8 protein-coding genes and 1 pseudogene are annotated in these 11,534 nt (G+C 55.3%); 6 read left to right on the top strand and 3 right to left on the bottom strand.

What is annotated here, in order from left to right; genetic code table 11:
* Positions 1–27: 27 nt before the first annotated feature.
* The 5 genes from QN378_RS06325 to QN378_RS06345 all read left to right on the top strand — a co-directional run bounded on the left by QN378_RS06325 (position 28) and on the right by QN378_RS06345 (position 7,055).
* Complete coding sequence (locus tag QN378_RS06325; RefSeq protein WP_407074049.1) at positions 28–1,122, top strand: methyl-accepting chemotaxis protein; 1,095 nt, start codon at positions 28–30, stop codon at positions 1,120–1,122.
* A 174-nt stretch (positions 1,123–1,296) separates the two neighbouring features.
* On the top strand, positions 1,297–1,923 hold the full coding sequence (gene lexA, locus QN378_RS06330; RefSeq protein ID WP_322203481.1) for a transcriptional repressor LexA: 627 nt from the start codon (positions 1,297–1,299) through the stop codon (positions 1,921–1,923).
* Positions 1,923–2,546 (top strand): translesion DNA synthesis-associated protein ImuA, encoded by a 624-nt coding sequence (imuA, locus tag QN378_RS06335; protein WP_322203483.1) that lies wholly within the window; start codon positions 1,923–1,925, stop codon positions 2,544–2,546. The genes lexA and imuA overlap by 1 nt, the downstream gene beginning before the upstream one ends.
* Before the next feature lie 7 nt (positions 2,547–2,553).
* Positions 2,554–3,969: a DNA polymerase Y family protein gene (locus QN378_RS06340; RefSeq protein ID WP_322203485.1), complete on the top strand. Its 1,416-nt coding sequence runs from the start codon at positions 2,554–2,556 to the stop codon at positions 3,967–3,969.
* Positions 3,957–7,055, top strand: a complete 3,099-nt coding sequence (locus tag QN378_RS06345) for an error-prone DNA polymerase (RefSeq protein ID WP_322203486.1) — start codon at positions 3,957–3,959, stop codon at positions 7,053–7,055. The genes QN378_RS06340 and QN378_RS06345 overlap by 13 nt, the downstream gene beginning before the upstream one ends.
* 158 nt (positions 7,056–7,213) lie before the next feature.
* Here QN378_RS06345 and QN378_RS06350 read toward each other — a convergent pair whose 3' ends face one another.
* Both QN378_RS06350 and QN378_RS23540 read right to left on the bottom strand, forming a co-directional pair.
* The gene (locus QN378_RS06350) at positions 7,214–7,525 is read right to left on the bottom strand and encodes a pentapeptide MXKDX repeat protein (protein WP_322203487.1); all 312 of its coding nucleotides are present in this window, start codon (positions 7,523–7,525) and stop codon (positions 7,214–7,216) included.
* 143 nt (positions 7,526–7,668) lie between these two features.
* A pseudogene (locus tag QN378_RS23540) lies at positions 7,669–8,274 on the bottom strand (GMC family oxidoreductase N-terminal domain-containing protein); the annotation flags it as partial.
* Positions 8,275–8,612: 338 nt separating this feature from the next.
* Here QN378_RS23540 and QN378_RS06365 point away from each other — a divergent pair.
* Positions 8,613–10,193, top strand: a complete 1,581-nt coding sequence (locus QN378_RS06365) for a glycosyltransferase family 39 protein (protein WP_322203494.1) — start codon at positions 8,613–8,615, stop codon at positions 10,191–10,193.
* A gap of 97 nt (positions 10,194–10,290) precedes the next feature.
* On the opposite strand, the gene QN378_RS06370 is transcribed toward QN378_RS06365, so the two are convergent.
* Complete coding sequence (locus QN378_RS06370; RefSeq protein WP_322203496.1) at positions 10,291–11,370, bottom strand: alkene reductase; 1,080 nt, start codon at positions 11,368–11,370, stop codon at positions 10,291–10,293.
* Positions 11,371–11,534 lie beyond the last annotated feature (164 nt).

The raw sequence follows: 11,534 nt of genomic DNA on the forward strand, positions 1-11,534 counted from the left end.
ATGAATAAAAACTCGTCGAAGCAAACTATGGAAACCGCAACGGCTGAGTACAATAATGCGAATATCATGGTGATTGTCGTAGCGGTCGGCGCCGCGCTGTTAACCGTTTTACTGGCGTTGTTGTTGACCCGTAGCATTGTCGTCCCGTTGACGCGGGCATTGCAGGTGGCTGAAGACATTGCGGGCGGTAACCTGACCAAGACCGTACTCATCGACGGCCACGACGAACCAGCCCGTCTACTGACTGCATTGCAAGTCATGCAGCAGAACCTGCGTAAAACCATTCAGCACATTTCCGGCTCTGCGACCCAACTAGCTTCGGCTGCCGAGGAACTAAGTGTGGTCACGGACGAGGCCTCCCGTGGCTTGCAACAGCAGAACAACGAAATCGAGCAGGCGGCCACTGCGGTTAATGAAATGACTGCCGCAGTTGAAGAGGTTGCACGCAACGCAGTCTCCACGTCTGAAGCCTCGCAGCAATCCAATCAGACCGCTTGCGTAGGCCGCGATCGTGTAGTGGAAACGGTCTCGGCGATACAAGCTATGACCCAGGACGTGCAAACCACGACGTTGTTGGTCGAAGGCTTGGCGGTGCAAGGGCGCGATATTGGCAAGGTGCTTGACGTCATTCGTTCAATTGCCGAGCAAACCAATTTACTGGCTTTGAACGCGGCCATCGAAGCGGCGCGTGCTGGTGAAGCGGGTAGGGGATTTGCGGTGGTGGCTGACGAAGTACGCGCATTGGCTCATCGGACTGCGCAGTCGACCCAGGAAATTGAGCAGATGGTCGCCGGGATTCAAAACGGTACCACTGAAGCCGTGCAATCGATGCTGGTAAATACCGATCGCACCCAGTCAACGTTAGAGCTGGCTCGTGCTGCTGGCGTGGCGCTGGAACAGATTACGGTTGCAATATCGCACATTAATGAACGCAACCTTGTTATCGCCAGCGCCTCCGAAGAACAGGCTCAAGTCTCGCGTGAAGTTGACCGCAATTTGGTGAACATCCGTGATCTCGCCACCCAATCCGCTGCCGGTGCTCACCAGACCAGCGCAGCCAGCAACGAATTGTCCCGATTGGCGCTTGACCTGAACGGGATGGTGGCGAAGTTTGTGATTTGATGCCGTCGTTAAACTCTGTGTGTATCGGGCATGTGGGGTTGCTGATTTGCGCCATGCTGCAATGGATTGGAGTAAATTTTGGCTAAGGCTTGAACAACAGGTCGCCGATTTGCCCGGTCTGAATGGTCGTCACCGATAAGAGGTGCTAGCAAGAAAATCACGAAAGGAGTACAAATGTACTCCATGAACTTATCCCCCCGACGCACCGCCATTCTGACCTTTATCCGCGAGCGTATCGTGCAGCAAGGTCAGTCCCCGAGCCTGGCTGAAATCGCCGAAGCCTTTGGCTTTGCCTCACGTAGCGTAGCGCGCAAACATATTGTGGCCCTGACTGAAGCCGGTTTGATTGAGGTTGCCCCTAATCAAGCTCGCGGTATTCGGCTGGTCTTACATCACGCGGGCACTCGCCAACGCCCCGAGATGATCGAAATTCCAGTGTTGGGCCGGGTGGCGGCGGGTGCGCCAATAGGGCCGGACATCGGCCTGCATGACACGTTGGTGCTGGAGCGCGGGACATTTCAGCGGGTGCCGGACTATCTGTTGCGGGTGCAGGGTGATTCGATGATCGAAGACGGCATTCTCGACGGTGATCTGGTGGGTGTTCTACGCAGTGCTGAGGCCAAGGATGGGCAAATCGTCGTTGCTCGGCTGGACGGAGAAGTGACCATCAAGCGCCTGGAAACCCGTGCCGGGACGTTTCGTTTGCTACCGCGCAACCCCGCATATCAACCCATTGTGGTTTCGCCGACCCAGGACTTCGCCATCGAAGGCGTTTACTGCGGTCTGGTCAGGCGCGAATGATGGGCGCAGTGGTCAGTCTCGATGCGCTGCTGGACGACCGTCGGGTCTGGAAAGGCCGGTCCATCACGCCTCCCATCAGCTCACAACCCACCGGGCACGCTGCACTGGATGCAGCGCTTCCAACTGGCGGCTGGCCAGCTTCGGCCCTGAGCGAAATTCTGGTAGTCGCCGACGGCAGCGGCGAATTGCAACTACTGTGGCCAACCCTCAAGCGGTTGGCGGACAAAGGCGAACGCATTGTGTTGATAGCGCCGCCCTATGTGCCATATCCCCATGCCTGGCAAGCGGCGGGTATTGATTTGCGTTGGCTGACGATGGTCGATACCAGTCCTCGCGATGCGTTGTGGGCGACCGAGCAATGTTTGCGTTCCGGCAGCTGTGGCGCTGTGGTGTGCTGGCCGCCGCAAAAGCAGGCGGATGATCGTGCATTGCGTCGACTGCAAGTCGCTGCTGAAACCGGCCAGACACTGGCTTTCGCATGTCGACCTGCTCACGCAGCATTAAACCCGTCCCCGGCGGCGTTACGAGTTGCCATAGATGTGCGACCTCGGCAGTTGCGCGTTCTCAAATGCCGGGGCGGACTAACGCCAACGTCACCCATCCCGTTCTCCATCGATTATTGAGGTTCATATGCTCTGGGCCTGTGTCTTGCTGCCACAGTTGGCGCTCGACGGCGTGATGCGCCGTCGCGCCGATCCTGACCAACCGTTGGCGCTGCTGACCGGTAGCCCCCAACGTCGCATGTTGCAGACCGTCAATCCGTCTGCGCGGGCGTTGGGCCTGCGTGCCGGACAATCGTTGGCGGCCGCGCAGGCATTGGTCCGCGATTTTGCGACGGTGGAATATGAGCCGGCCGATATCGACCGTTGGCAACGGTTATTGGCGGCCTGGGCCTACCGGTTCAGTTCCCAGGTCAGCTTGAAATACCCTCGGGTATTGATGATGGAAATCGAATCCAGTCTGGGCCTGTTTGGACCGTGGACGGTGTTCGAAAAGCGTCTGCGGGACGAGTTGAATGCCCTGGGTTTTCATCATCGAATCGTGGTCGCACCCAACCCAGCGGCGGCGCGGATGTTGACCAATGTGCATGATGGTCTTGCCGTGACCACCCGCGAATCGCTGTACGAAGCCTTGGCGCCGATGCCGATCGACCGCGTTGGCCTCAGTCGGGAAGTGTCCACCGCTTTTTCGCGCATGGGTTTGCGCACACTGCAGAGCGTGCTGGCCTTGCCTCGTAATACCTTGGCGCGGCGCTTCCCGGTTCAGGTGTTACAGCATCTGGACACTCTGCTGGGCGAGCGAGCCTTGACGCTGGAGTGTTACCGGCCACCCGATTTTTTTGATACCCGTATCGAGCTGAATTTCGATGTCGAATCCCATCAGGCACTGTTGTTCCCGCTAAAGCGTCTGATTTCTGATCTTGCGGTGTTCCTTGCCGGACGTGACAGCGGCGTTCAGCGCTTTGCGATTCATCTTGAGCACGTTGAGGGTCAAGACACGGTGGTGCCGGTCGGGTTGCTCAGCGCCGAGCGTGATACCGCAATGCTGTTTGAGTTGGCCCGGGAGCGGCTAGAGCGAATACAAGTCCCATCACCCGTACGTGCGGTGCGTTTACTGGCCCGTGATCTACCGGGCTTTATACCGGCACGCCGTGAGCTATTCGATGAGCGTGCTCAGCAGGCAATGCCTTGGGAGCAACTGCGCGAACGGTTGCGAGCGCGATTGGGTGATGAAGCGGTCAACGGTTTGCGTGCCCATGCCGATCACCGTCCCGAATGCGCTTGGCAACCGAGCATTGAAACCAAATCCTCTGGACCGCTGCTGATGGCTCTGCGTCCGGGTTGGTTATTGCGTGAGCCGGTGCCGCTGAGCGAGTCGGACGTGCGTATTCTCGCGGGCCCCGAGCGTATCGAGTCCGGTTGGTGGGATGGTGGCGATGTACGGCGCGATTATTTTCTGGTGGAAACCCGCTCCGGTCAGCGTGCCTGGGTCTATCAAACGGTAGGGGAAAACGGCACCTTGCAATTACAGGGATGGTTTGCATGACGACCGTGACCACTGAATATGTCGAGCTGCATTGCCTGAGTAACTTCAGTTTTCAACGTGGAGCTTCCAGCGCCAAGGAATTGTTCGAACGTGCCCAGCGCCACAGTTACCAAGCGCTGGCGATTACCGACGAATGCACGTTGGCCGGTATTGTCCGCGCCTGGCAAGCGTCGCGGAAAACCGGTTTGCCAATGATCATCGGTAGCGAAATGCGCGTCGAAAATGGCCCCGCAGTGGTGCTGCTGGTAGAAAACCTCAGCGGCTATCAGGCCCTTTGCCGGTTGATCACTGTCGGTCGGCGTCGCGCCAAGAAGGGCGAGTATCGCCTGTTGCGTGAAGATTTCTACGAGCCGTTAAAGGGCTTATTGGCGCTCTGGCTACCGGATTTACTCAGTGAAACCTGTCTAGAGCATGGTCATTGGCTGAACAGCGTGTTTCCCGAGCGGTTATGGCTCGCCGTTGAATTGCATCGCGGCCCTGATGATGCTCAGCGCCTGAACGATCTCTTGGCATTAGCCGAGTTAATGAACATTCCAGCTGTGGCCAGTGGCGATGTCCACATGCACGCTCGTGGTCGACGCGCCCTGCAAGACACCATGACGGCGATTCGTCATCACACCACCGTGGCTGAAGCCGGGCATCGCTTATTTCCCAACGGCGAACGGCATTTACGTTCACTACCGCAATTGGCAGAGCTGTACCCGGCGCAATTGTTGGCAGAAACAACGCGCATTGCCCAGCGCTGCAACTTCGATCTGGGCCAGCTGCATTATGAATACCCTCATGAACTAGTGCCCAAAGACCATACTGCGGCCACTTGGCTACGGCAGATGACAGAAGAGGGTGTGCTTCGCCGCTGGCCCGGCGGTATGCCCGAAAAAGCGCGCACGCTCATCGAGCGCGAATTGAGCCTGATCAGTGAAATGGGTTACGAAAGCTACTTCCTGACCGTGCACGATATCGTCCGCTTCGCCCGTAGCCAATCCATTCTGTGTCAGGGCCGGGGTTCAGCCGCTAATTCAGCCGTGTGTTTTGCCTTAGGCATCACCGAGTTAAACCCATCGGTGAGCCACATGCTGTTCGAGCGCTTTATGTCCAAAGAGCGCAACGAACCGCCGGATATCGATGTCGATTTTGAGCACGAGCGTCGCGAAGAAGTCTTGCAGTATGTGTTTCAACGCTATGGCCGAGGCAGAGCAGCGCTGACTGCCGTGGCCAGCACCTATCACGGTTCCGGGGCAGTTCGAGATGTAGCCAAAGTACTGGGTTTGCCACCCGACCAGATTAATGCACTGGCTGATTGTTTTGGCCGTTGGAGCGATAACCTGCCGCCGCCCGAACGCCTGCGTGAATGTGGTTTCGAGCCCGACAGCCCGATCCTGCGCCGGGTCTTGGCTCTGACCGGAGAATTGATCGGTTTTCCTCGGCATTTGTCCCAGCATCCGGGCGGTTTCGTCATTTCCGAACACCCGTTAGAAACCCTGGTGCCCGTGGAAAACGCAGCCATGGCTGACCGCACTATTATTCAGTGGGACAAGGATGATCTGGATTTGGTTGGGCTACTAAAAATCGACATTTTGGCACTGGGCATGCTCAGCGCCTTGCGACGAACGTTCGATCTAGTGCGCCGCTACCGGGGTTATGACTTGACATTGGCGACCATTGAACAAGACGACGTCGCCACCTACGACATGATCAGCCGTGCTGACACGGTGGGCGTGTTCCAGATCGAATCTCGGGCGCAAATGGCCATGCTGCCACGCTTGAAACCCAAAAAATTCTACGATTTGGTTATCGAAGTGGCCATCGTTCGACCGGGACCGATTCAGGGAAACATGGTGCATCCGTACTTGCGGCGGCGTAATAAAGAAGAACCAATCACCTATCCCTCTGAACAACTGAAAGCGGTGTTCGAACGCACCCTTGGCGTGCCGCTGTTTCAGGAGCAGGTGATGGAATTGGCGGTGGTCGCTGCCGATTACACGCCGGGGGAGGCGGACCAATTGCGCCGTTCCATGGCTGCCTGGAAACGCCACGGCGGGCTTGAACCGCATCAAAAGCGCTTGACCGAAGGCATGCTCAAGAATGGCTACACCCTGGAATTCGCCAACCATATCTTCGAGCAGATCAAAGGCTTTGGCAGCTATGGTTTTCCGGAGTCCCATGCCGCTAGTTTTGCCTTGCTGACGTACGCCAGTTGCTGGCTCAAGTGCCATGAACCAGCGGCCTTTGCCTGCGCCCTGATCAACAGTTGGCCCATGGGTTTCTACAGCCCCGATCAAATATTGCAGGACGCACGTCGTCATCAAATTGAAATACGGCCGGTGGATGTGCGTTACAGCGAATGGGATTGTTCACTTGAACCCTGCACAGGGGACTTGGCAATTCGCCTTGGCCTGCGCATGGTTCGAGGATTTCGTGAGGAAGACGCGCAGCGTATCCAACACACTCGAACACAGCGGGCGTTTGTCGATGCCAGCGACCTGTGCGGACGCGCCCGTTTAGACCTTCATGCCCGAGAATTATTGGCCGACTCCGGGGCGTTACGCGGTTTGCTCGGTCATCGGCATCGGGCGCGCTGGGAGGTGGCTGGTGTGGAAGCGCAACGACCACTGTTCGCCGAGCAAGCGGCCACCGAAGAACCTCAGGTGCTGTTGCCGTTACCCACCGTGGGCGAAGACCTTTACGCCGATTACAATACGCTCGGAACCACACTCGGCCCGCATCCATTGGCTTTGCTGCGGATTCAACTCACTACTAGACGATGCCGCAGCTCAAGAGAGCTGATCAGTATTGAGCACGGCTGCAGCATCAATGCCGCAGGACTGGTGACGGGTCGACAGCGTCCTCAAACCGCCAGCGGGGTGATTTTTGTCACTCTTGAAGATGAACACGGGATGATCAACGTGGTGGTCTGGCACGACCTTGCCGAACGCCAACGTCGTGTGTTGGTGAACTCACGCTTGTTGCAGGTCTATGGTCGCCTGGAAACCAAAGACGGTGTTCGTCACTTGATCGCCCAACGCTTGCAGGATCTGACACCGCTATTAACTGGGCTGGAGGTGCGTAGTCGGGATTTCAAATAACGCTAAATTCTAATACTGAGTACCGTGTTGCCCTGTACAAAAAGGAGTTGATGTCCACTGTGCAATCACATTTATTTGCAGGAACCAACTTAATCTAGGGGAGGCTCACTGAACCTGATTAAGCCTGCTCCCCAACACGTTGGCTCCTGCATAACAAATCAGTGGGACATTGGGTCTTTGGCTTCGTCCTTGCTCATGTTGTCTTTCTTCATGGCGTCTTTGGACATGCTGTCTTTGCTCATGTTGTCTTTTTTCATAGCGTCTTTGGACATGCTGTCCTTGCTCATGTTGTCTTTTTTCATAGCGTCTTTGGACATGCTGTCCTTGCTCATGTTGTCTTTTTTCATGGCGTCTTTGGACATACTGTCCTTGCTCATCGCATCGCCGCTGGTGGTATCGGCTGCGAAGGCGCTACCAACAGCACCTAAAGCCATGCACATGGACAATACGACTACGGATAATTTTTTCATGAGAACTTCCTTTCGAACGTTGGGTTTGAGCAGCGTACAACGTGGGTTGCACGCCGTTAGTTATTCGCTAACTGGTCTCCATTGTTGAGCGCTCGCCGTAACGAAGTCCTCACGCATTCTTAAATTAAACGTGATAACTAAGTACGCCCCAACGCCATTAGATCCGCCGCCTTGTATACCGCTTCGCCGTGGGTGAACGCATGCTCGCGCATGGCCAGATCATTCGGGTGATCGTCGTAATGGACATTGGCCACCGGCATGCCGAACTGGTCTTTGGATTGGTCATTAACGGTGACACGGTTGCTGGCATGGCATTACCTGCCACTGCAACCACCCGTGCTTTTTGCCGATGCAGTTGACCTTTGGCGTCGGCGTAGACCACCGCGCTGGCTAAGCCCTTGTCGTCTTGCTCAATGCGTAGCACTTGGGCCTGGGTACGCATTCAAGTTTGTCGGTGGCTTCAGCGGCGGGGATTTCGGTGTAAAGCGTTGACCACTTCGCGCCCATTTTGCAGCCCTGGAAGCAGAAGCCCAACTGCTGGCATGAGGCTCGACCGGCCCGAGGTGCGTTGTTGATCGCCATGTGCCCAGTGGAACATTCGGTGTAGCAGAGTTTTTTCGCACCGTTGTACAGCACTTTGAAATTGTTGTTGCCAGGCAAACCCGGAACGTCGTTGGTGCGTGTCACGCCCATCTTGTCTTCGGCGCGGCGTAATAGGGTTCAAGCTCGGCCAACGTGACAGGCCAATCTGCGCTACCTCACATTAGGCGGACCGGCTCGATAAAGGTACCTACGCTTAGTCGGACTGGAAATAAGCTTGTTTACGTATGGGATCGCGCATGTTCGATGGATTTGCTCGGAACTTGTTCCGAAATTAAGCCTCAATAGCGCATTACGTGTGACCTGGACGGGTTAAATCTATTCTCAGTTGGACGTTGGAATAACTGCGCAGGTACCATCGCGGCAAAGCCAGCAGAGACGTTGTCGGTGACGATTACCTGCGCATTTGCTATGCGCAGCGCCGTGCCTTGAATCCTTGATATGGCGAGTATGGCAGTACCATTTTGATGGCTTGGGTGGAGGGCGGATGAAGCTACAACGAAATTATGAGCTAGGGGAGGCCCTCTATAGCCATCAGCTAGAAGGAACCAGACGCTCGTCACTATCGACCCATAGCCTGTGGATACATGCGTTATGGCTCGTCCCGATTTTGGCATTGGCATCTATCGCGCGCTTTTACGGTTTAATCCAGACGGCTATCTGGTGTGACGAAGGCTCCAGCCTGCTAATGAGTCAGTACTCACCTGCGCAGACTTGGTATCACAGCGCGCACGACGTTCACCCTCCTTTGTATTACTTGATACTGCATGCCTGGATGAATATCTTCGGCAACGGTATTTTTTCGATTCGCGCCATGAGCGCTTTACCCGGTATCGCCACCGTAGGACTCGCGGTCTGGTTGATGCGCTTAATCACAACCCCCAGGGCGGCGGTGCTAGGTGGAATGTTATTGGCCTTGATGCCCATTGCCGTGCGCTACAGCCAAGAAGTGCGGATGTACTCTCTGATGGGTTTCTGGTTGATGGGCGCGACCGTGGCCTTGGTTTATTGGGTCAAAAATCCCAATCGGCACCGTTATTTGGTCATCTATGCGCTGCTGATGACTGCCAGCTTCTATACGCATTACTTTACCTGCCTATGCGTACTGGCCCACTGGTTCTATCTGTTAGCACTGCGCTGTAAGTCTGAGGACAAACTCAAGTTGATCTCGCGGCCAGCATGGTGGGTGACAAACATCGCAATTGTGGTGTTGTATGCGCCGTGGATTCCTAGTTTGCTCGGGCAGTTGACTCACCTCGATCAGTTGCGCGTAGGCGGCGATGTAGGCTGGATTCCGCCTGTCACCTTGGACTCTTTACCGTCTGCAATCTGGCAATTTCTGACGTTAAAGGACGGTACTGACGTTTGGTTTGCGCTGTATGTATTAGTGCCGCTGGCAATCGCGGCAATCGCCATCATGGTTGTCGTGCAAGACCGCAGTCACTACCGGTTTAACGGGTTACTGGTGGCGTATACCTTTCTACCGCTGCTAGTGATTTTTGCGGTGTCTTTCGTTACACCACTGCTGGTCGAGCGCTACTTAATGTTTTCTGCTATTGGCTTACCTTTGGTGCTGGCGGTTGCTATTGATCAGCTCGAACGACGCTTTCGCTTTCTGGCGATTGGCCTGTTGGTCGCGGTATTGGGCATTGAAATGGTCGGCCTAAAGAACGATTACAGCGTAGACAACGATCAGTTCGACGTTCTGGTCAGCTATGTCAATCAAAACTTCGTTGCGGGGGACCGCATTGTGGTTAGCGATCTGTTCTGGTATTTCGGCTACGTTTATTACAACAAGACCGGCGTACAGCCCTTGCTCTATACGCCTTCGCTGCCGGACGGTACTTCAGGACGTCCAAATGCCTACGGCTTCGGTACATTGGTCGACGAGCACGCGGATAAAATCTACGTTGATCGCCTGCAGGTTATGCCCAAGGGTACGGGGCGAGTATGGCTGGTCAGTGGAAGCTACCAACCCGATGAATTTCGCTCGATCCCAAGCGACTGGAGCAAAGAACAAGAATTAAAGGTAGGTGATACCGAGGTTCGCTTGTACTCGATTCAATGAGTTCTATCGACGGCGTGTGGGGTGCAATACAAAATTCACAGGCAAAAAAGCGAGCGGTTTAAGACAGCACGGCTCGCTTTTTCTTACTGCGACTGGCTCAATCTTCGGCTGTAGGATAGTCGACGTAGCCTTCAGGCCCTTGGCTATACCAGGTCTGCATGACGTCAGCATTCAGTGGCAAGCCGTTGGCGAACCGATACGGCAAGTCAGGGTTGGCAAGAAACGGACGTCCGAAAGCAATGCCATCGGCTTCGCCTGCTGCCAGCGCAGCCTGGGCGCGTTCAAAGCTGTAATCAGAGTTCAAAAACAGCGCGCGGCTAAAGGCTTTGCGAATCACCGGATGAATAGGTGGTTGATCAGCTTTGCCAAAGGTGCCATTGAATGGCGGCTCGCGCAGCTCTAGATAAGCGATACCAATTTTGTCGAGGGCAGACGCTGCGGCACCAAACAGGGCTTGCGGATTGCTGTCATTGACACCCTGGGAGTCCCCGTTGGGCGACAACCGCACTCCAGTGCGCTCGGCGCCAATTGTGTCGGCGACTCGCTGAGTAACTTCAACCAAAAGACGAATGCGGTTCTCTATCGACCCGCCGTATTCATCCTCTCGAAAATTAGTGTTATCACGTAGAAATTGGTCAATCAGGTAGCCATTAGCAGCGTGCACTTGCACACCATCAAACCCTGCCGCCATAGCATTTTTAGCAGCCTGGGCGTAGTCATCAAGTAGGCGGTTGATTTCCTCAATACTCAACGGCCGGGCCAATGCGTAGGGTTGTTTGCCGTTATAGGTATGTGCGCTGCCCGGCGCCGTTGTAGCCGACGATGAAACTGGCTGAGCACCGTCGAGAAAGCTTGGATGGACGATGCGACCCATGTGCCACAATTGCAGATCAATATGCCCGCCCGCCTGATGAACAGCGTCTGTAACTTGCTTCCAAGCATGAACCTGCTCGTCGTTCCAGATTCCTGGCGCATACGGCCAGCCTAAACCTTCCTGACTGATGCCAGTTGCTTCGGTGATGATTAAACCGGCGCTGGCTCGCTGGGAGTAATACTCAATCATCAATTCGGTGGGTACGTGCTCACGGGTCGCACGACCACGAGTTAGCGGTGCCATCAATATGCGATTTGGCGCGCAGACGGTGCCGATGTTTAACGGATCAAAAAGAGATGGCATTGGATTTCCTTATAAAAAAATTTTAGAAGGCGGTCGTCGAGACAAGAATGGGGCAACTGAATAGGACTCTGAACTGCGCCCCAAATGTTGGACAGTGATTGAATAAGCTACGCGGCCTGAGTTCTGTATGCCACTGGACTCAAGCCGTTGAGCTTCATTTTGAT

It is taken from the genome of Pseudomonas sp. 10S5, assembly GCF_035019745.1.
GTDB lineage: Bacteria > Pseudomonadota > Gammaproteobacteria > Pseudomonadales > Pseudomonadaceae > Aquipseudomonas.

What these genes read in the sequence shown, in the direction of transcription:
- QN378_RS06325 (WP_407074049.1), top strand. Translation starts at nt 28, where the DNA reads ATGGAAACCGCAACGGCTGAGTACAATAATGCGAATATCATGGTGATT.
- lexA (WP_322203481.1), top strand. Translation starts at nt 1,297, where the DNA reads ATGTACTCCATGAACTTATCCCCCCGACGCACCGCCATTCTGACCTTT.
- imuA (WP_322203483.1), top strand. Translation starts at nt 1,923, where the DNA reads ATGGGCGCAGTGGTCAGTCTCGATGCGCTGCTGGACGACCGTCGGGTC.
- QN378_RS06340 (WP_322203485.1), top strand. Translation starts at nt 2,554, where the DNA reads ATGCTCTGGGCCTGTGTCTTGCTGCCACAGTTGGCGCTCGACGGCGTG.
- QN378_RS06345 (WP_322203486.1), top strand. Translation starts at nt 3,957, where the DNA reads ATGGTTTGCATGACGACCGTGACCACTGAATATGTCGAGCTGCATTGC.
- QN378_RS06350 (WP_322203487.1), bottom strand. Translation starts at nt 7,525, where the DNA reads ATGAAAAAATTATCCGTAGTCGTATTGTCCATGTGCATGGCTTTAGGT.
- QN378_RS06365 (WP_322203494.1), top strand. Translation starts at nt 8,613, where the DNA reads ATGAAGCTACAACGAAATTATGAGCTAGGGGAGGCCCTCTATAGCCAT.
- QN378_RS06370 (WP_322203496.1), bottom strand. Translation starts at nt 11,370, where the DNA reads ATGCCATCTCTTTTTGATCCGTTAAACATCGGCACCGTCTGCGCGCCA.